The organism is Dactylosporangium sp. CA-092794, from assembly GCF_050948465.1.
In the GTDB taxonomy this organism is placed as follows: domain Bacteria; phylum Actinomycetota; class Actinomycetes; order Mycobacteriales; family Micromonosporaceae; genus Dactylosporangium.
This window is the reverse complement of record NZ_CP192044.1, coordinates 12,253,028-12,272,496: the sequence shown is the minus strand read 5'-3', so window position 1 is coordinate 12,272,496 and position 19,469 is coordinate 12,253,028. Positions and strand designations below refer to the sequence as shown.

Sequence of the window (19,469 nt, the reverse complement as noted above, 5' to 3'; positions counted from 1 at the left end):
TACCGGTGCTAGGTTGGCGCTCATGGTGCGGGACAGCGAGGCGCCGACCGCCTCCGGCGCATACCTGCTCGACAACGCCCAGCGCGAGGCCGGCGACCGCTTCGGCGCGTTCGCCGAGCTGTTCGACCCGGCGACGTTCCGCCGCCTCGACGCGCTCGGCATCGCCCCCGGCTGGCGGTGCTGGGAGGTCGGCGCGGGCGGCCCGAGCGTGCCGGCCCGGCTCGCGGCCCGGGTCGGCCCGGCGGGCCGGGTGCTGGCCACCGACATCGACACGGCCTGGCTGTCCGAGGGCGCGGGCTACGAGGTGCTCCGCCACGACGTGGGCGTCGAGCCGGCCCCGGGCGACGGGTTCGACCTGGTCCACGCCCGGCTGGTGCTCGTGCACGTGCCCCGGCGCGACGCGGCCCTCGCCGCGATGGTCGCCGCGCTGCGCCCGGGCGGGTGGCTGCTGGTCGAGGAGGCCGACCCGGCGCTGCAGCCGCTGGCCTGCCTCGACGAGTCCGGCCCGGAGCAGCGGCTGGCCAACAAGCTCAAGCGCGACTTCCGCACGCTGATGGCGCAGCGCGGCGCCGACCTCGCCTTCGGCCGGACGCTGCCGGGCCGGCTGCGCGCGGCGGGCCTGACGGAGATCGCCGCCGACGGTTACTTCCCGGTCACCGGCCCGGCCTGCGACCGGCTGGAGCGGGCCACGGTCGAGCAGATCCGCGGCCGGCTGACCGCCGCGGGCCTGGCCACCGACGAGGAGATCGACCGCCACCTGGCCAGCGTCGCCGCCGGCCGCCTCGACCTGGCCACCTCCCCGATGATCTCCGCCTGGGGCCGCCGCCCCGCCTAGCGCCACCGATGCCGGGGGTCACCGGCGGTGACTCCCTTGCCGGTCGGACTTCCCGTATGGTCGCCGGCATGGACGCCCGGGCGGAGATCCGCGAGTTCCTGATTTCCCGGCGGGCCCGGGTCAGTCCGGCCGAAGCGGGCCTACCGGCAGCCGGCGGGAACCGCCGGGTGCCAGGACTGCGCCGGGAGGAACTGGCCTCACTGGCCGGAGTCAGTATCAGCTACTACATCCGCCTCGAACGCGGCGACGCCACCGGCGTCTCCGGCGGCGTGCTCGACGCGATCGCCCGCGCCCTGCGACTCGACGACGCGGAGCGTACACATCTGGCCGCCCTCGTCCACGCCACCAGCCGGCCCGCCGACCGGGCCGTCATCACGCCGAGGCTGCGGCCGACGGTCCAACGGATGCTGGACTCGATGACCGACGCGCCGGCGATCATCTACAACGCACGGTTGGACATCATCGGCGCCAACCAGCTGGCCCGGGCCGCCTACTGGCCGATGTTCGAGACCGCACCGGTGCCGAATTTCGCCCGGTACCTGTTCCTGGTGACACCCGACGCGACGGCGTGGCCGGACTGGGACACCCTGGCCGACGAACTCGTGGCCATGCTGCGCTCGGCACCCGGCCAGGATCCGGTCCGGTCCGCGTTGGTGGAGGAGTTGAACGCCCGCAGCGAGCAGTTCCGGCGCCGGTGGGCCGCCCACAACGTCAACAGGCATACCAGCGGTGTGATCCGGTACCGGCATCCGGAGTTCGGCGAACTCGTCCTCAGCTTCGAGTCGTTCGATGTCGCGGCCGGACCGGGGCAGGCGGTGGCGAGTTACCGCGCCGAACCAGGATCCCCGCTCACCTACGAGTCGATCGACGTCGCGGCCGAACCAGGACTGAAGTTGAAGGTCTACCACGCCGAACCCGGATCGCCGTCGGCCGACGCATTGCGCCTGCTCGCCACCTGGTACGCCGGCCGCGACCTGCACAAGGAACGCCAGGGGCCGGCCTGAGGGGGTCACTGGCGGGGACTCCCAGAGCGCCGTCCCGTGCCCCTAGAATCGGGCCCGCGGATCATGGACATCGATGGCGGCGATTCGATCTGCGCGCCGAACTCCTGCGAGACTGGAGATCCTGTGCACCCGAATCGCGCGGCCTCGCCGGCCGGCCACATTGACCTGCCCCTCCGCTGGAAAGTGCCCGCGCGAGCCCGGTGGGTGATCGCGGTGATTCTCTCGCTGTGTCTGGTGTTGGCCGGGCCGATTCGTCCGGTCGCCGCGGCCGGGGTCAGCCAATGCTCGCAGATCACGACCCCGTTCGACGCCGTTGCGGTGGGCGACGGCGGTGCGACGCTGCGCATCGGATGCGCGCGTGCCGCCGGGAGCCTGCGATCGCTGGCGAATGGCGACGACGATGTGCTGGCGGCGATCGATTTCAAGCCCGGGGCGCGACCGGACCAGTTGCACCAGCAGATGCAGCAGTTCGTCGACACGGTCCGCGCCGACCAGAACCCCGGCCGGCCGTTCAGCGCCGCTCTGCTCATGCAGGCCCGGCGCACCGGCGTCGCCTTCTACCCGCTGGCGGCCGACGACATCCAGTTCGGCGGGAGCATCCAGGTCGTCGGCGACAGCATCGTCATCGTGGTGCCGAGCGGCGACATCAGCGTCGCCGGATTCTGGGACGCGTTCTGGAAGAAGCTCGTGACCGGGATCATCGTCACCGCGGTGACCGTCCTCATCGCCGGGATTTGCCTGGCCGTGTTCAATGTCGGCGCCGTGGCCGCGGCGCCGGTGTGCGGGGCGATCTCGGGCGGGCTGGCGGCCGGGGTCGGCGAGTTGGTGGGTGCGGCACTCAACAAGAAACCGATCGACAACGAGGTGTGGGGGGCGGCGGTCGCCGCCGCCATCTGGGGCGCGGTGAGCGGCGCCGCCGCGGGCCTGCTCGCCAATACCCTCAGCACCACCACTCGTGAGCTGGTCAGCAGCATCCAGGCCACGCTGCGCGGTTTTGCCAGCCGGTGGTACGCGAGCGTCCTTGAATTTGTGCGGAACCGGGTCACACCGGACGCCATGGCCATCGTCCGGGGATACCTCGATCGGCTGGCGCAGGGGATCCAGGCGGCCGGGGCGTTGCGGATCATGCCGCTTGGCGACTCGATCACCTCCGGTACCGGCAGTTCGGGGATGAACGGCTACCGGGTGCCCCTGCAGCAGCGGCTGCGTGACGCCGGAGTCGGCTTCGACTTCGTGGGTTCGCAGTCGGACGGCGTGTCCACGGCCGACACCCAGCACGAGGGCCATTCCGGCTGGCGGATCGACGAGATCGCCGCCCGGCTGCCGGACTGGCTGGCCGGCTACCGGCCCCAGGTCGTCACGCTGCACCTGGGCACCAACGACATGATCCAGAACTACCAGACGGCCGGTGCGGTGGACCGGCTCGGCGGCGTGATCGACCAGATCTTCGCCGGCCTGCCGCAGGCAACTGTGGTCGTCTCGTCGCTGGTACCCTCGCGCGACCCGGCGATCGAGGCCCGGATCCGGGCGTTCAACCAGGGCATGAGCGACATGGTCCAGCGCCGGACCGACAGCGGCAGGCACTTGGTGTTCGTCAACATGAACGCGGTCGACAACGGCGACCTCGCCGACGACGTGCATCCCAACGATGCCGGGTACGCCAAGATGGCCAAGGTCTTCGACGTCGGCGTACTGACCGCGATCGGACGGGACTGGCCGGTGGCCGGCTCCACGCAGAACACGGCCGTCTGCCCGCCGGGCGGCAATCCCGGCGGCGGTGGGCCGCGGCAGGCGCGGTTCGCCGACCTCAACGGCGACGGCAAGGACGACTACCTGGCCGTCGACCCGGCGACCGGTTCGGTGCGCACCTGGCTCAACAACGGCGCCGACCGGGACGGCGACCACTGGTTGCCGTGCGGCATCACCGCGTCGGGCACGAACACCGGGGTCGGGTTCGGCCGCGAGATGCAGGTCGCCGACCTCAACGCCGACGGGCGCGACGACTACCTCGCCGTCGACCAGGCCACCGGATCGGTGCGCGGCTGGCTGAACGTGCGCGGCTACGAGCCCGGCGACCACTGGGACGACCGCGGCGTGATCGCCTCCGGCACGAACACCGGCGTCGCCTACGGCGCCCGGCAGGTTCGGTTCGGCGACCTCAACGGCGACGGGCGGGCCGACTACCTCGCGGTCGACCCGGCGAACGGATCGGTGCACGGCTGGCTCAACAACGGCGCCGAGAACGGCGGGGACCGCTGGATCGACGTGGGCATCATCGCCTCCGGCACGAACACCGGGGTCGGGCTGACCGGCCGGCAGGTGCAGTTCGCCGACCTCAACGGCGACGGCCGGGTCGAGTATCTGGCGGTCGACCAGCGCACCGGTTCGGTGCACGGGTGGCTGAACAACGGCGCCGAGCGGGGCGGGGACCGCTGGATCGACGAGGGCATCATCGCCTCCGGCACGAACACCGGCGTCGGCTCGCTCGGCCGGCAGGCGCAGTTCGCCGACCTCAACGGTGACCGGCTGGCCGACTATGTGGCGATCGACCCGACGACCGGATCGACCGACGGCTGGCTCAACGTGCGGGCCTGGGAATCCGGGGACAACTGGCTCTACCGCGGCGTGATCGCGTCCGGCACCAACACCGGCGTCGGCACGACCAACGGGGTCCCGCTGGTCGGCTCGTTCGTCAACGGCCAGGCCGCGTTCGCCGACCTCGACGGCGACGGCCGGGACGACTACCTGGCCGTCAACACCGGCAACGGCGCGGTCATGGCCTGGATCAACAACGGCGCCGACGCGGCGGGCGACCACTGGATCGGCCGCGGAACGATCGCCTCCGGGACGAACACCGGCGTCGGGCTGAGCGGCCGTGTGGTGCGCTGGGCCGACCTCGACGGCGACGGCCGGGACGACTACCTCGCCCTCGACCCGGCCACCGGCCTGGCCGAGGCATGGATCAACAACGGCGCGGCGACGGCCGGCGACCACTGGATCGATCGGGGCATCATCGCGTCGGGTACGAACACCGGCGTCGGTCTCGGCGCGGGCAGGAGCGAAGCCCAGTTCGCGGACATGAACGGCGACGGCCGCGACGACTACGTGGCGGTCAACCAGCACAACGGCTCGGTGCATCTGTGGCTGAACGTTGGCGCCGACCACGCCGGCGACCGCTGGGTGGACCAGGGCGTGGTCGCCTCCGGCACCGGCACCGGAGTCCACGACGGCGGCCCCCAGGTGACCTTCGCCGACCTGAACGGCGACGGCTTCGACGACTACCTGGCCCTCGACGCCAACACCGGTGCGGTGCACGCCTGGCTCAACCGCGGCGCGTACACCACCGGCGACCACTGGGAGGACCGCGGCGTGATCGCCTCCGGCACCGGCACCGGGGTCACGACTCGCGGCCGGCGGGCGTTCCTGGCGAACCTCAACGTCGACCGCCGGGCCGACTACCTGGCCGTCGACCCGTCGAACGGCAGCGTCCTGGGCTGGCGGAACAACGGCGCCGACACCACCGGCGACCACTGGGTCGGCCTCGGCAGCATCGCCACCGGCAACGGCCCGAACAACGGGGCCGGCGACGGTGTGGCCGCCTGACGCGCGCTAGGCCGGGACCAGGCGGGCGGTGAACCAGGCGCGGGCCAGGGCGGCGACGCGATCGAGGGCGCCCGGCTCCTCGAACAGATGGGCGGCGCCGGGGACGACCTCCAGGCGGACCTCGCCGCCGAGGTGGCCCATCGCCTCCCGGTTGAGGTCCAGCACCTGATGGTCCTCCCCGCCGACGATCAGCAGGACCGGCTGGCGCACCCGCGGCAGGTGGTCGGCGGCCAGGTCCGGCCGCCCGCCGCGGGAGACGACCGTGCGTACGACGCCGGGGCGCTCCGCGGCGGTCGCCAGCGCGGCGGCCGTGCCCGTGCTCGCACCGTACAGCCCGATCGGCAGGCCGGCGGTGCGCTCGTCGGTGGTCATGTGGTCGACCAGGGCGGCGAGCCGGGTGGAGAGCCGGTCGAGATCGAAGCTCGGCGTCGCGAGGTCGGCCAGCAGCGTGGCCAGCGAGGCCGCCCGCAGCCGCTCGGCGACGAAGCGGCCGCGCGGGCTGCCGCGGCCGCTGCCGCTGCCGTGCGCGAACACGACGAGGCCCTGCGCCCCCTGCGGGACGAGGAGGTCGGCGGCGATGGTGCTCATGCCTGACGTGCTACCCCTCCCCGCCCGGCCCAACCGGCGGCGTCACCTCCATCAGCGCCAGCTGCTCGGGGTCGGCGACGGCGTCGATGCCGATGATCCGCCCGCCCACGATCGTGAAGCTCAGCGCGATGCGGATCCGGCCGCCGGCCAGCACGACCGCGCCGGCGGCACCGTCGATGTCGGCCGGGCGGGCGGCCCGCGCCCGGCCGGAGAAGAACGCCGCGACCACGTCGGCGCCGCGGGTCTCGCCGGCCGTGCCCATCCGGGCCGCCGTCTCGTCGGCGCGCACGACCACGTCCGGGTCGAGCAGGCGCAGCAGCGCGGCCAGGTCGCCGCCGCGCGAGGCGGCCAGGAACGCCGCGACGACCTCGCGTTGCCGCTGCGCGTCGGCGGCCGGAGCGGCGGGGTCGGCCTGGACGCGCCGGCGGGCCCGGCTGGCCAGCTGGCGGGCGGCCGCCGGGCTGCGCCCCACGATGACGGCGATGTCGTCGAAGGACACCGCGAACATGTCGTGCAGGACGAACGCCAGGCGTTCGCTCGGCGTCAGCGTCTCCAGCACCACCAGCAGCGCGACGCCGACCGAGTCGGCCAGCAGCGCCTCCTGCTCCGGACCGGCCTGCGGATCGGCCGTGGCCGCCTCCGGCTCCAGCGGCTCCTCGCGCCGGCCGGTGCGGGAGCGCAGCATGTCCAGGCAGATCCGCCCGACGACCGTGGTCAGCCAGGCCGCCAGGTTGTCCACCTCCGCCGCGTCCGCGCGGTTGAGCCGCAGCCAGGCCTCCTGCACCGCGTCGTCGGCCTCGCCGGTCGAGCCGAGCATGCGGTGGGCCACCGCGCGTAGCCGGGGCCGCAGCTCCTCGAACCGTTGGGCCAGCAGTTGGTCAGCGTCGCTCACTTCGACGGTACCTTTCGTCAAGTTTGTGGCCTGAGCCACATTTGTCACATTGTCCCGGGCGGGCCCGTCGTACCGGCGACGAAGCAAATCGCTCCGATGTGACAGAGGAGACCGATCATGAAGGCCCGAATCGAGAACCCGGCCGCCCTCCTGCCCGACGCCACGAAGGCGGTCAGCCTGCTCTACAAGGCCGCGCACTCGGCCGGCGTGCCGCAGAGCACGCTGGAGCTGGTCCACCTGCGGGCCAGCCAGATCAACGGCTGCAGCCCGTGCGTGGACGCCGGCGCCCGCGCCGCCAAGCAGCGCGGCGAGACCGACGAGCGGCTCTTCGCGGTCGCGGTGTGGCAGGAGACGCCCTACTTCACCGACGCCGAGCGCGCCGCGCTGGCCCTGGCCGAGGCGGCGACCCGGCTGGCCGACCGCGCCGACGCGGTGCCGGACGAGATCTGGGACGCCGCCGCGAAGCACTTCACCGAGCCGGAACTGGCCGCGATCGTGCTGTGGATCGCCACGACCAACTTCTTCAACCGGGTCAACGCCACCACGCGCCAGCAGGCGCCGCAGAACTGGGGCTGAGGCTACTCCGACACCGCGGTGTAGCGGCCCCACTCGCGCTCGACCTGCGGCTCGGACACGTCGACGTCGACGCCGGGCAGCTCCTCGACCAGCCGGGCGGCGAACGGCGGCGACAGGAAGCTGTGGTGCAGGTCGAGCCGGCGCAGGTGGGTCAGCGGCTGCCCGGCCAGCAGCGCCTCGGCGCCGTCGTCGCCCAGCACGCCGAGCGACAGGTCGAGCTCGTCCAGCCGGCCCACGACCGGCGCGCCGGCGAGCGCGGCGGCGATCCGGTCGGCGATCTCGGCGTTGCGCAGGCCCAGCCGGCGCAGCGCCGGGAACCGGCCGCCGGCCAGCAGCGGCTCGAGGTCGGCGATGCCGATGTCGCCGCCGTAGTCGCGCACGCCCAGCCAGAGCTCCAGCCGCTCCAGGGCGGGCAGGTCGCTGTCGAGCACGGCGCCGAGCACGTGGCCGGGCAGCCCGCCGGACTCGAACGCGAGCTCGCGCAGGTTCGCGTGGCGCACCGGCGACAGCCGCAGCTCCAGGGTGCCGCGCACGCGCAGGACGCGCAGCCGGGGGTACGACCGCAGCAACGGCGTGATGTCGCCCAGCCGGATCCAGGAGGCTTCGCACTCCTCGCCGGTGATGTCGCCCAGGAAGAGCGCCTCCAGCCCGGTGAGCCGGTCGGCGGCCGCGCACAGCTGGGCGATCGGCGCGTCGTTGAAGGCGGCGTACCCCCACGAGCCGACCACCAGCGCCCGCACGGCCGCGGTGTCGATCCCGTCGAGCAGCTCCGCGAACGACGCCGCGAACGTGGGGCTGGGCTCGTACTCGTCGTCGCCGTCGTAGTCCCAGTGCTCGAACCGCCAGGCGACCGGCCCGTCCACCGCGGGCAGCGGCTGCCCGGCCTCGAGGTCGACGACCGGCAGCCCGGCGAATGTCGTGGCATGCTCCGAGAAGCTCACGGCCCGCACCCTAACAAGGGTGAACCTCCGGCCGCCGCGGTATCGCCCCGCGAGGTGAGCGCACCGCCCCCATTGGCGCGGTTAACTTCCGGCCATGGCACAACGAATCGCACGATTGCTGCTCACGGCGACATTCTGTTTCCTGCTCATCGTTGCCGGCCCGGCCGCGCTGCCCAGCTGGTCCTGAGGATTAATCCGGCGGCGGGCGGCGCGGTCCGCCGGTACCGTGCCAGAGCATGGCTGACATCGGCACAGTGCTGCGGGACCGGCTCGCGGCCGCGTTCGGGGAAGTGACCGGATCGACCGTCGACCCCGTGCTGCGCCGATCCAAGTTCGCCGACTTCCAGGCCGACGGCGCGCTCGCGTTGCCCCGGGAGCTGGGCGACCGGCGGGCCCTCGCCCTCGCCGTGGCCGGCGCCGCCGGCCTGTCCGACCTGTGCCGCAGCGTCGAGGTCACCGGGCCCGGGTTCATCAACCTGACCCTCGCCGACCCGGTGCTCGACCGGCTGCTCGCCGGCGCGGCCGCGGACGAGCGGCTCGGCGTGTCCACTGTGGAGCCCGAGACGGTGGTCGTGGACTACTCGGGGCCCAACGCCGCGAAGGAGATGCACGTCGGGCACCTGCGCTCGACGGCGTCGTGGCGGAGCTGCGCGGTCTCGGGCTGCTGCGGGCGAGCGACGGCGCCGAGTGCGCGTTCCCGGAGGGCTTCACCGGCCGCGACGGCGAGCCGCTGCCGCTCATCGTGCGCAAGCGCGACGGCGGCTACGGCTACGCCGCGACCGACCTGGCGGCGCTGCGGTACCGCATCCGCGAGCTCAAGGCCACCCGCCTGCTCTACGTCGTCGGCGCGGAGCAGCGGCAGCACCTGGAGATGGTCTTCGCGGTCTCCCGGGCCGCCGGCTGGCTGGTGCCGCCGGCGCGGGCGCAGCACGTCGCCTTCGGCCTGGTGCTCGGCGCCGACGGCAAGCGGCTGCGCAGCCGGGCCGGCGACGCGGTCAAGCTGGCCGCGCTGCTGGACGAGGCCCTCGAACGGGCCGACGCGCCGGCGATCGGGATCGGCGCGATCAAGTACGCCGACCTGTCGAGCGACCGGATCAAGGACTACGTGCTCGACTTCGACCGGATGCTGTCGGCGACCGGTGACACGGCGCCGTATCTGCAGTACGCCCACGTCCGGGTCCGCTCGATCTTCCGCCGGGGCGGGGTGGAGCGGGCCGGCGCCGCGTTCGCGGTCGCCGAGCCGGCCGAGCACGCGCTCGCCGTCGAGCTGCTCGGCTTCCCCGGCGTCGTGGCGGCGGCCGGCGAGACGCTCGAGTTCCACCGCCTTGCCGGCTACCTGCACGGCCTGGCCGTGGCGTTCAACACATTCTTCGAGCAGTGCCCGGTGCTGCGCGCGCCGGAGCCGGTGCGCCACGGCCGGCTCGCGCTGTGTGAGCTGACCGCGCGGACCCTGCGGATCGGTCTTGAGCTGCTCGGCATCGACGCCCCCGAGCAGATGTAGCGGACGCCCGCGGACTGGGTACAGGTTGCTACGATCCGGCGTCCGCTGGTTCGCCGGACCCGGACCCCGGCGAAGATCGACCAGCGTGATGCATCCCACATATTGAGGAGAACCCCCATCGTGCGACGGCTCCTGACCGCGGCGGTCCTTGCCGCACTCGTGAGCACCTCCGCGGCCTGCGCGCAGGCCGATGACAGCGACACGTCGGCGGGCGCGTCGGCCCAAGCATCGCCGAGCCCGACCTCGTCGCCGAGCCCGACGGTCGACGTCGCGGCCAACACCAAAGAGGTCTGCGGCAAGGCCCAGAAGATCGTCACCGAGGACGCGGTGAAGCCCATCGGCGAGCAGATCGGCTTGGCCGTCGTCGCGAAGCAGCAGAAGAACAAGGCCGCCGAGACCGCGGCCGAGGCGAAGGCCAAGGAGCTCGCCGACGCCCTCGCCAAGCAGCTCAGCGACCTCAAGGCCGAGGCCGCCGACCCGAAACTGCAGGCCGCGCTGGACAAGGCCGCCAAGGGTCTCGCGCTGCTCGGCGACCCGGCCACCCTGTCCCAGATCAACACGATCAACGACCTGGACAAGGTGACGACCGACATCGAGGCCGCGGGCAAGGACCTCGAGACGATCTGCGCCTGACGCATCGCGATCCGGTGCCCCGCCCGCGCCACCCGGCGCCGGCGGGGCACCGTCGTTATCCGGCTCGATTTGGCGGGCTGTGGCAGGCTTCCCAGGGTGGAAGATCCATCGGGTGTCTCCACCCTCGACGAGCTCGCGGGGCGGCTGCGCGACCTGCGGCGCCGGCAGGCGCGGCGGGTCCGCTCGTCCCCGCTCACGTTCGGCGAGCTCGCCGCGCGCACCGGCTGGTCCGACGCGGTCATCGGCGCCTACTTCGCCGGCCGGGCGCTGCCCCCGGCCGAGCGCCTCGATGCCCTGCTGCGGCTGCTCGGCGCGAGCCCGGCCGAGGCCGGTGCGCTGGTCTCGGCCCGGGCCCGGCTCGAGGTTGGTAACGGTTTGGCCACGGTATCGGAGCCACCGGCGGAGATCCGGCGGCTGCCGCCCGCGCCCGCCGGGTTCGCCGGGCGGGCCGGCGCCATCGCCCGGCTCGACCGGCTGCTGCCCGGCGCCCGGGCCGTGTTCGTGGGCGGCGCCGCGGGCGTCGGCAAGACCGCCCTCGCCGTCCACTATGGACACCGGGTGGCCGGCCGGTTCCCCGACGGCGCCATCCTGCTCGACCTGCGCGGCTCCGACCCAGCCGGGCCGCCGCTGACCACCGCGGAGGCGCTCGCCACCCTGCTCGGCGCGCTCGGCGTGGCGCCTGCGGACATGCCGCTCGGGGTGGCGGCGCGCACCGGGATGTACCGCAGCCTGACCGCCCGCCGCGGCATGCTCGTCGTGCTCGACGACGCCGCCGACGCCGCCCAGGTCCGGCCGCTGCTGCCGGCGGCGGGCGACAGCGTCGCGATCGTCACCGGGCGCCTCGCCGGACTGTCCGAAGTGGAGGGTGTGGACGGGGTCGTGCTCGGGGTGCTGGACCGCACCGAGGCGCGGGCCGTGCTCGCCGGGCGGATCGGCGCCGGGCGCACCGAATCGGAGCCGGCCGCCGTCGACCGGATCATCACCGCGTGCGGGCGCCTGCCCATGGCGCTCGCGGTGGTCTCCGCGCGGGCCGCCCTGCACCCGGAGCTGTCGCTGACCGCGGCCGCGGACGCGCTGGCCGCGCAGACCGTGTTCGCCTGGTCCTACGGGCTGCTCTCGCCGGACGCGCGCACGCAGTTCCGGGCCTTCGGCGCCCACCCCGCGGTGCTCGGCGGACCCTCCGACGTGGACGCCCTGACCGAGCTGGCCCGGGCCGGGCTGGTCGGCGAGCCGCGGCCCGGGCGGTTCTCGATGCACGCCCTGCTGCGCGAGCACGCGGCGGCCCTGCTGACCGACGCCGAGCGGGCGGCCGTGCAGGACCGGCTGGTGGCCGCGCACGCCGCCGGCGCCGGCGATCCGCCGGCCCGGCGCGGCGTGCTCGGCCTGGCCATGCGCCGCGGCCGCTTCCGCGACGCCTGCCGCATCGCCGACGCCCTGGACGGCCCGCTGGACGCGGCGGGGCAGTGGGACGAGCGCATCGCCGTGCAGGACATCGCGATCCGGGCCGCCGAGCACCTCGGCGACCCGGCGCTGCTGGCCCGCGCGCGGCGCGCGCAGGCGGCCGCCTACCGGCGCACCGGGCAGCACGAGGCCGCGCTGCGCCGGCTGCGCGAGGCGGCCGACGGCTTCCACGCGCACGGCGCGGCGGCCGAGGCGGCCGGCTGCCGGCAGGAGCTGGCCGCGCTGCTGGAGTCGATGGCCCGCTTCACCGAGGCGATCGTCCAGGACGAGCTGGCGCTCGCCTTGTTCCGCCGGGCCGGCGACCGGCCCGGCGCGGCCGCCGCGCACGCCGCGGCCGCCTGGCACTACGGGGTCGCGGGCCGGGCGGCGGAGGCCGTCGGGCACGGCGAGCGGGCCCTGGGCCTGCGCCGCGAGCTGGGCGAGGAGCGCGAGGTCGCGGCGGCGCTGGCCCACCTCGGCCGGGTCCACGCGGCGCTCGGCCAGGTCGAGCCGGCCACCGAGCGTTACCGGGAGGCGCTGGAGCGCTACGCGGCGCTCGGCGACCGCCTCGACGAGGCCGACACGGCGACCCGGCTCGGCGACGCCCTCGACGGCGCCCCCGCGGTCGGCCTGTGGCGCCGCGCGCTGGCCATCTACGAGCGCCTGGGTCACCCGGGGGCCGCGGGCGTCGCCGCTCGGCTGGGACTCTAGGCATAGAGCGGGTTTAATCGAAAACATGACCTCCGACACGGCCGGCTGGGACGCCATCGACGCGGCGTTGGATCGGCTGTACCCCGGCGTCGATCCCCGCCACCTCGGCACGATCCTGAAGTGGGCATTCGGCGGCCCGGACCCGCTCGACGGGATCAGCTTCTACCCGCGGCAGGATCCGGTCCCGCACTGGCACGCGGTGTCGTACGGCATGAGCGAGCTCTACGACAAGCAGTCCGACAATCCCGACGATTCCGGGTGGGGCTTCGAGTTCACGTTCCGCCTCGCCCGCGACCCGGGGGAGAGCGAGCCGCCGGTCTGGGCCGCGAACTTCCTGCAGAATCTGGCGCGGTACGTCTTCCAGACCGGCAACTGGTTCGAGCCCAACCACCACATGGACCTCAACGGCCCGATCGCGCTGGAGCACCGCACCCTCATCCGGGCCGTCGTCTTCACCGAGGACCCGGAACTGGGCACCATCGCCACGCCGCACGGCGCCGTGCAGTTCCTGCAGATCGTGGGCATCACGCCGGACGAGTACGCGGCGACCCAGGCGTGGAGCGTCCGCGACTTCCTCGAACTGCTCGCCCAGCGGCTCCCGCTGCTCGTCACCGACCTGGACCGCGCCTCGGTGATCGACGACCCGGCCGTGGCCGAGGCGGTCGACGAGGGCCGGCGGCTGGACGGCTCCTCCACCGCCACGCTGGCCTTGAGCGAGTTCGGCTGGCGCCCCGACGGCGACCTGGTCCGGCTGGTGCTCGGCGCGCACGTCGCCGAGCGGGTCGCCGAGACGCTGCTCGGGCGCCTGCCCTTCGGCCGCACCCTGCGCCTGGACGGGCCCGAGAGCAGCGTGGAGTTCACCTCCGGCAGTTTCTCCGTGGGTACGGCGGAAGCCGGCGAACTGCTGCAGGTCTCGCTCACCGACGAGGCGCTCGATTCCCTGGTCCGGGTGCTGGAGCCGTTCGCCGGCGTGCGCGCGGTGCCCGGCGCCGAGCCCCTGGTCGTGGAGATCGTGCGCTCCGAGATCCGCGATCCCGACGGGAACGTCGTGCGCACGATCGGCTGACTCATAGGCTGAGGCTCGTGACGTACACCGCCGACGCATCGCGTTATGAGCACATGCAATACCGCCGCACCGGGCGCAGCGGCCTGAAGCTGCCGGCCGTCTCGCTGGGGCTGTGGCACAACTTCGGACACGGCCGTCCGCTTGACGGACACCGCGCGCTCGTGCGGCGCGCGTTCGACCTGGGCATCACGCACTTCGACCTGGCCAACAACTACGGCCCGCCGTACGGCTCGGCGGAGGAGAACTTCGGGCGGCTCCTGGCGAGCGACCTCCGGCCGTACCGCGACGAGCTCGTCATCTCCACCAAGGCCGGCTACGACATGTGGCCCGGCCCCTACGGCGAGTGGGGATCGCGCAAGTACCTGCTGGCCAGCCTGGACCAGAGCCTGCGCCGGATGGGCCTGGACTACGTCGACATCTTCTACTCGCACCGCTTCGACCCCGAGACGCCGCTGGAAGAGACGATGGGCGCGCTGGACGCCGCGGTGCGCCAGGGCAAGGCACTCTACGTGGGCGTGTCGTCCTACTCACCGGCCAAGACGGCGGAGGCGGCGGAGATCCTGCGGCGGCTCGGCACGCCGGCCCTCATCCACCAGCCGTCATACTCGATGCTCAACCGCTGGATCGAGGACGGCCTGCTCGACGTGCTCGAGCGGGAGGGCATCGGCTGCATCACCTTCTCGCCGCTGGCCCAGGGCATGCTCACGGACCGTTATCTGCACGGGGTACCACAGGGATCACGGGCCAGCGAGCACAGCTCGCTGGCCCCGGAGTGGCTCACCGACGACAACCTCGCCAAGATCCGCGCGCTGAACGACCTGGCCGCCGCCCGCGGCCAGAGCCTCGCCCAGATGGCCCTCGCCTGGACGCTGCGCGACCCCCGCGTCACCTCGACCCTGATCGGCGTTTCGAGCGTGGCGCAGCTGGACGACAACGTGGCGGCCCTGTCGAACCTGGACTTCTCCGCGGAGGAGCTGGCGGCGATCGACACCCACGCCACGGAGTCCGGCATCAACCTCTGGGCCCGCTCCAGCGCCCACTAGCCCCCCCGGCCGTCCCGGGCCCGGGCGCCCCCAGCCCCCGGGCCCGCGCCGCCATCGCCCCCTTCGCCCGTCCCGACAAGTCACGGCCGCCGCTGCGCTGCATCCGACCCGGCCACGCCGTTTTCCGACAGTCAGGCGCTCCGCGCCGCGACCGTTCGACTCCGCACCGGTTTGACCGAGTTGCGCCGACCTCCGACAAGTCCGATGCGACCGCTCCGCCGCCACAGCCGCCGGAGTTCGCACACCGCATTTGCGCTATTCCCACTGTTATCCGCCAAGTTGAACGCTTCGCGCCGCGCTCGCCAGAGTCCGCACCGATTTGGCCCACTCACGCCGCTTTACGATAAGTCGGGCGCTCCGCGCCACGACTTATCGGATTTTTCGCCTGACAGGGCATAAGTCCGAAAAGTCCGGACACGAAGTGTTTGGACTTTTCGCAGCGACCATAAGTCTCCGCGATCATGCGATGGGAGCCGGCGTTTCGCGGGTTTGTCATGATCGCGGAGACTTAATGTACTCATGAGTACACTTTCACTCCGCGATCATGAAAAAGTGCCGGTGCCCGCGCGGAATCGGCGTGATCGCGGAGACTTATGGTCGCGGCGGGCGGGCGGGTGGGAGCGGCGGGCGGGTGAGAGCGGCGGCGAAGCCGCCCAACAGGGGGTTCGAGGGCGAAGTCGAACCGGGCGGCGTCGTCAGTGCCGGTGCCGGTCAGGGCGGCCTCGATGAGCAGCGGGTAGCGGGCCCGGTCCAGCCGCGCGAGCCGCGCCGCCGAGCCGGCGTCGTCGGCGCCCGCGGCGACGGACACCTCGGCGACGGACACCTCGGCCGCAGCCGATCACGAAGACCGTCGGCACGTCCATCGCGAAGCCGCTCTCCGTGAGCGTGCGCAGCCCCGGCTCCGCGGTGTCCAGCGTGATCGGGGTGACCTCCAGCGGCGCGACCGCGGGCAGGGTGCCCGCGCGGCGCAACAACGCCGTGCGCAGGTCGTGCGCGTAGCGGCGCAGGTAGGGCCACCACTCGCGGCTAGGCGCTGTGTCTCCGGCGGCGGTGAAAGACCTGCTCCCGGAGGAGCTAGGCGGCGAGGGCCTCGGCGGTCTCGGCCCGTCGACCAGCGCCTTCCCGGGCCGCGCACGGTCAGTGGGCGCTCTGGCCGTTCGCTCCGGCCAGGGTGTACACCACAACGCTGACGGCGATGAAGGCCAGCAGCCCGAACACCGTCTGCCAGGCGCGGCGGTGGCCGAAGTTGATCGTCCAGCCGAGGCCCAGCCGTTTGGGTACGATCAGATGAGGATCGTCCGGGTTTGCGTAGATGAAGCCGTACCACCCGCGCTCCTCACGGCCGCGGGCGCTGATCGGCGCGCCGCCGCGGCGGATCGGGATCGCGACGACGGCCAGCGCGACGATCGCCACGATCAGTGCGACCGCGAGCAGCTGGGCGAGCACCGGATTCTGCACCCTTCGAGCATCTCACCGCGCTGCCACACCGGTCGAGCGGCGGCGTGCGGAAGTATTCTTTTCCGCGGCCGTAGCTCTTTGAGAAGGAGTCGAAGTGAGCGAGACGCTGGAGTTCCAGGCCGAGACCCGTCAGCTGCTGCACCTGATGGTCCACTCGATCTACTCCAACAAGGACATCTTCCTGCGCGAGCTGATCTCCAACGCCTCCGACGCGCTGGACAAGCTGCGCCTGGAATCGATGTTGAACAAGGAGCTCGAGGTCGACACGAGCGACCTGCACATCGAGCTGGAGATTGACCAGGATGCCCGCACGCTCACCGTGCGCGACAACGGCATCGGGATGTCCCACGAGGACGTCGTCTCGCTGATCGGTACCATCGCGAAGTCCGGCACCGCGGAGCTGCTGCGCAAGCTTCGGGAATCACCCGAGCAGCAGCAGCGGGCCGAGCTCATCGGCCAGTTCGGCGTCGGTTTCTACTCGACGTTCATGGTCGCCGACAAGGTGACGCTGGTGACCCGCAAGGCCGGCGAGAGCCAGGGCACGCGGTGGGAATCCGCCGGCGAGGGCACCTACGAGATCGAGGCCATCGAGGCAGGCGCGCCGCAGGGCACGTCGGTCACGCTGCACCTCAAGCCCGAGGACAGCGAGGACCGGCTGTTCGACTACACGGCGGAGTGGAAGGTCCGGGAAATCGTCAAGAAGTACTCGGACTTCATCGCCTGGCCGATCCGGCTGGGCGGCGCCGACACCCCGCTGAACTCGATGAAGGCGCTCTGGGCGCGGCCGCGCAGCGAGGTCGCCGACGAGGAGTACAACGAGTTCTACAAGCACGTCAGCCACGACTGGACGAATCCGTTCGAGACGATCCACATGAAGGGCGAGGGCACCTTCGAATACGAGGCCCTGCTGTTCATTCCGTCCCGCGCGCCGTTCGATCTGTTCACCCGCGACGCCAAGCACGGCGTGCAGTTGTACGTCAAGCGCGTGTTCATCATGGACGACTGCGAGGCGCTGACCCCGCTGTACCTGCGATTCATCAAGGGCGTGGTCGACGCGCACGACCTCTCGCTCAACATCTCCCGCGAGATCCTGCAGCAGGACCGCCAGATCCAGGTCGTGCGCCGGCGCCTGGTGAAAAAGGTCCTCGCCACGCTCACCGAGATCAAGGAAAAGGACTCCGAGCGGTATTCCACGTTCTGGACCGAATTCGGCCGGGCGCTCAAGGAGGGCCTGCTCGACGACACCGAGAATCGCGATACCCTGCTCGACCTGCTCCGGCTGCCCTCGACGCATTCGGCGGAGCGGCCGACGTCGCTGCGCGAATACGTGGACCGGATGAAGGAGGGGCAGAACGACATCTACTTCATGACCGGCGAGTCGCGCGCGATGGTGGAGAACTCGCCGCACCTGGAGGCATTCCTGGCCAAGGGCTACGAGGTGCTGATCCTCACCGACCCGGTCGACGAGGTGTGGGTCGAGCAGGTGTCGCAGTACGACGGCCGGCAGTTGCAGTCGGTGGCCAAGGGCCAGGTGGACCTGGGCGCCGAGGAGATCGCGCCGGAGCGCAGCGAGGGCTTCGCGCCGCTGCTGTCGTGGCTCGGCACCAAGCTGGAGGCCGACGTCAAGGAGGTCCGGCTCTCCACCCGGCTGACCACCTCGGCCGCCTGCATCGTCGGCGACGAGCACGACATCACCCCGACGCTGGAGAAGATGTACCGGGCGATGGGCCAGGAAATGCCGCACACCAAGCGCATCCTGGAGCTCAACCCGGATCATCCGCTGGTCACCGGCCTGCGCGACGCGCTCGCCGCCGACGCGGAGGCGCCGTCGCTGGGCGAGGCCGCCGAGCTGCTCTACGGCATGGCGCTGCTGGCCGAGGGCGGCGAGCTGAGCGACCCGTCGCGGTTCACCCGGCTGCTGGCGGACCGGCTGGCCCGATCCCTGTGACGGGCCGTCCCCTGGGGTGGTGAAGTTGTACCGATGCGCAACGTGACGCTGGTGCTGGTCGACGTGTCGGGCGCGGTGCTCGGCGCGTTGCCGGCGTTCGACGTCGAGCTGCCCTACTGGCCCGAGGTCGCCGACGTCGTGCTCGGCGCACGGGAGCGCTTCGGCGCCGACGTGACCGTGCTGCGGCTGCTGCACGCCGACCGGCCCCGGCCGCACGGTGGCGCGGTGACGTACCTCGCCCAGCTCGACGGCGGCACTCCGGCGCTCACCCCGGTGGACTTCCGGCCGGCCCCGCATCCGCTTCGGGCGCCTTTCGCCGAGGTGGGCGGGCCGGCCGCGTCGCTCCGCTGGGCGCTGGACGAGCTTCGCGGGCTTGGCATGGGTACCGTCGAAAAAATCTCACAACGCAAGACCTGGAACCTCTCGGCGCTGTGGCGGCTGGACACGCCGGGCGGACCGGTGTGGCTCAAGCACCTGCCGCCGTTCCTGCGCGCCGAGAGCGAGGTGCTGGCCTGGCTGGGCGAAGTGGCGCCGGGGTCCGCCCCGCACCTGCTCGCCGCCGATGGCACCGGCCGGCAGCTGCTGGGCCACCTGCCGGGCGAGGACGGTTTCGGCGCGCCCGTCGAGCAGCGGTTCGCGATGGCGGACCTGCTGCACGGGCTGCAGCGCCGGGCCCTGGACGACCTGCCGGGGCTGGCCGCGCGGGGCGTGCGGGACCGGCGCGGTGAGCTGCTGCGCACGCAGATCGCGGTGGCCGCGGAGCCGTGGCTCGGCGAGATCTTCGGGCTCGACGCCCTGTTGAGCGGCCTGGCCGGGCGGCTGGCCGCGGTCGCCGCGTGCGGCCTGCCCGACACGCTGGTCCACGGCGATTTCCATCCCGGCAACGTTCGTTTTTCCGCGTCGGTACCGCCGGCAGTGCTCGACTGGGGCGACGCCTTCCTGGGCAATCCGGCCTTCGACATCCTCGGCCTGTGCGAGGGGCTCGCGCCGGCCGAGGCGGAGGCGCTGGAGGCGCACTGGGCCGGCCTCTGGCGGCGGGTGGCGCCCGGCTGCGACCCAGAGGCGGCGGTCGAGCTGGTGCGGCCGGTCGCCCCGCTCGTGGACGCGGTCCTCTACGCCGGCTTCGTGCACAACATCGAGCCGAGTGAATGGCCGTACCACGCCGAAGACGTCCCGACCTGCCTGAGCGAGGCGGTCGCCCGGGTGTAGAGATTTTTTGTCGTACCCGTG

At 72.7% G+C, this 19,469-nt stretch carries 15 protein-coding genes and 1 pseudogene; 11 read left to right on the top strand and 5 right to left on the bottom strand.

Translation table 11 applies throughout. The features are described from left to right. Nucleotides 1–22: 22 nt before the first annotated feature. From ACQPXD_RS53260 to ACQPXD_RS53250, 3 genes are all read left to right on the top strand, one after another. The gene (locus ACQPXD_RS53260; protein WP_432832374.1) at nucleotides 23–835 is read left to right on the top strand and encodes a class I SAM-dependent methyltransferase; all 813 of its coding nucleotides are present in this window, start codon (nucleotides 23–25) and stop codon (nucleotides 833–835) included. 68 nt (nucleotides 836–903) lie between these two features. Continuing rightward, nucleotides 904–1,839 (top strand): helix-turn-helix transcriptional regulator, encoded by a 936-nt coding sequence (locus tag ACQPXD_RS53255; protein ID WP_432832372.1) that lies wholly within the window; start codon nucleotides 904–906, stop codon nucleotides 1,837–1,839. Between the two features lie 213 nt (nucleotides 1,840–2,052). Then, nucleotides 2,053–5,442 (top strand): FG-GAP-like repeat-containing protein, encoded by a 3,390-nt coding sequence (locus ACQPXD_RS53250; RefSeq protein ID WP_432832370.1) that lies wholly within the window; start codon nucleotides 2,053–2,055, stop codon nucleotides 5,440–5,442. A 6-nt stretch (nucleotides 5,443–5,448) separates the two neighbouring features. Here ACQPXD_RS53250 and ACQPXD_RS53245 read toward each other — a convergent pair whose 3' ends face one another. Both ACQPXD_RS53245 and ACQPXD_RS53240 read right to left on the bottom strand, forming a co-directional pair. Beyond that, entirely contained in the window at nucleotides 5,449–6,030 is a 582-nt protein-coding gene (locus ACQPXD_RS53245) for a dienelactone hydrolase family protein (RefSeq protein ID WP_432832368.1), read from the bottom strand. Between the two features lie 10 nt (nucleotides 6,031–6,040). Continuing rightward, nucleotides 6,041–6,922 (bottom strand): sigma-70 family RNA polymerase sigma factor, encoded by an 882-nt coding sequence (locus ACQPXD_RS53240; RefSeq protein ID WP_432832366.1) that lies wholly within the window; start codon nucleotides 6,920–6,922, stop codon nucleotides 6,041–6,043. A 117-nt stretch (nucleotides 6,923–7,039) separates the two neighbouring features. Between ACQPXD_RS53240 and ACQPXD_RS53235 the strand changes: the two genes are divergently transcribed. Continuing rightward, nucleotides 7,040–7,498 carry a carboxymuconolactone decarboxylase family protein gene (locus ACQPXD_RS53235; RefSeq protein WP_432832364.1) on the top strand — a complete coding sequence of 153 codons (459 nt, stop codon included), beginning with the start codon at nucleotides 7,040–7,042 and terminating at the stop codon, nucleotides 7,496–7,498. 2 nt (nucleotides 7,499–7,500) lie between these two features. Here ACQPXD_RS53235 and ACQPXD_RS53230 read toward each other — a convergent pair whose 3' ends face one another. Next, nucleotides 7,501–8,439: an STM4015 family protein gene (locus tag ACQPXD_RS53230; protein WP_432832362.1), complete on the bottom strand. Its 939-nt coding sequence runs from the start codon at nucleotides 8,437–8,439 to the stop codon at nucleotides 7,501–7,503. A 236-nt stretch (nucleotides 8,440–8,675) separates the two neighbouring features. Between ACQPXD_RS53230 and ACQPXD_RS53225 the strand changes: the two are divergent. From ACQPXD_RS53225 to mgrA, 5 genes and pseudogenes are all read left to right on the top strand, one after another. Next, nucleotides 8,676–9,940 (top strand): annotated as a pseudogene (locus ACQPXD_RS53225) (arginine--tRNA ligase). A 120-nt stretch (nucleotides 9,941–10,060) separates the two neighbouring features. Beyond that, entirely contained in the window at nucleotides 10,061–10,573 is a 513-nt protein-coding gene (locus ACQPXD_RS53220; RefSeq protein WP_432832360.1) for a hypothetical protein, read from the top strand. Between the two features lie 96 nt (nucleotides 10,574–10,669). Further along, the gene (locus ACQPXD_RS53215) at nucleotides 10,670–12,724 is read left to right on the top strand and encodes a helix-turn-helix domain-containing protein (protein WP_432832358.1); all 2,055 of its coding nucleotides are present in this window, start codon (nucleotides 10,670–10,672) and stop codon (nucleotides 12,722–12,724) included. A gap of 25 nt (nucleotides 12,725–12,749) precedes the next feature. Next, nucleotides 12,750–13,790, top strand: a complete 1,041-nt coding sequence (locus tag ACQPXD_RS53210; protein WP_432832356.1) for a suppressor of fused domain protein — start codon at nucleotides 12,750–12,752, stop codon at nucleotides 13,788–13,790. Nucleotides 13,791–13,843: 53 nt separating this feature from the next. Further along, nucleotides 13,844–14,833 (top strand): L-glyceraldehyde 3-phosphate reductase, encoded by a 990-nt coding sequence (gene mgrA / locus ACQPXD_RS53205; RefSeq protein WP_432844296.1) that lies wholly within the window; start codon nucleotides 13,844–13,846, stop codon nucleotides 14,831–14,833. A gap of 517 nt (nucleotides 14,834–15,350) precedes the next feature. On the opposite strand, the gene ACQPXD_RS53200 is transcribed toward mgrA, so the two are convergent. Continuing rightward, nucleotides 15,351–15,656: a hypothetical protein gene (locus tag ACQPXD_RS53200; RefSeq protein ID WP_432832354.1), complete on the bottom strand. Its 306-nt coding sequence runs from the start codon at nucleotides 15,654–15,656 to the stop codon at nucleotides 15,351–15,353. A 314-nt stretch (nucleotides 15,657–15,970) separates the two neighbouring features. After that, nucleotides 15,971–16,291 (bottom strand): DUF5808 domain-containing protein, encoded by a 321-nt coding sequence (locus tag ACQPXD_RS53195; RefSeq protein WP_432832352.1) that lies wholly within the window; start codon nucleotides 16,289–16,291, stop codon nucleotides 15,971–15,973. A gap of 145 nt (nucleotides 16,292–16,436) precedes the next feature. On the opposite strand from ACQPXD_RS53195, the gene htpG reads away from it, so the two are divergent. Together htpG and ACQPXD_RS53185 are read left to right on the top strand one after the other, a co-directional pair. Next, a complete protein-coding gene (htpG, locus tag ACQPXD_RS53190; RefSeq protein WP_432844294.1) occupies nucleotides 16,437–18,239 on the top strand; it encodes a molecular chaperone HtpG in 1,803 nt (600 codons plus the stop codon). A gap of 33 nt (nucleotides 18,240–18,272) precedes the next feature. Further along, complete coding sequence (locus tag ACQPXD_RS53185; protein ID WP_432832350.1) at nucleotides 18,273–19,448, top strand: phosphotransferase family protein; 1,176 nt, start codon at nucleotides 18,273–18,275, stop codon at nucleotides 19,446–19,448. Nucleotides 19,449–19,469 lie beyond the last annotated feature (21 nt).

Bases quoted from the DNA above. Each gene is read 5' to 3' on its own strand.
- ACQPXD_RS53260 (WP_432832374.1), top strand. From the start codon at position 23: ATGGTGCGGGACAGCGAGGCGCCGACCGCCTCCGGCGCATACCTGCTC.
- ACQPXD_RS53255 (WP_432832372.1), top strand. From the start codon at position 904: ATGGACGCCCGGGCGGAGATCCGCGAGTTCCTGATTTCCCGGCGGGCC.
- ACQPXD_RS53245 (WP_432832368.1), bottom strand. From the start codon at position 6,030: ATGAGCACCATCGCCGCCGACCTCCTCGTCCCGCAGGGGGCGCAGGGC.
- ACQPXD_RS53235 (WP_432832364.1), top strand. From the start codon at position 7,040: ATGAAGGCCCGAATCGAGAACCCGGCCGCCCTCCTGCCCGACGCCACG.
- ACQPXD_RS53210 (WP_432832356.1), top strand. From the start codon at position 12,750: ATGACCTCCGACACGGCCGGCTGGGACGCCATCGACGCGGCGTTGGAT.
- mgrA (WP_432844296.1), top strand. From the start codon at position 13,844: ATGCAATACCGCCGCACCGGGCGCAGCGGCCTGAAGCTGCCGGCCGTC.
- htpG (WP_432844294.1), top strand. From the start codon at position 16,437: ATGGTCCACTCGATCTACTCCAACAAGGACATCTTCCTGCGCGAGCTG.
- ACQPXD_RS53185 (WP_432832350.1), top strand. From the start codon at position 18,273: ATGCGCAACGTGACGCTGGTGCTGGTCGACGTGTCGGGCGCGGTGCTC.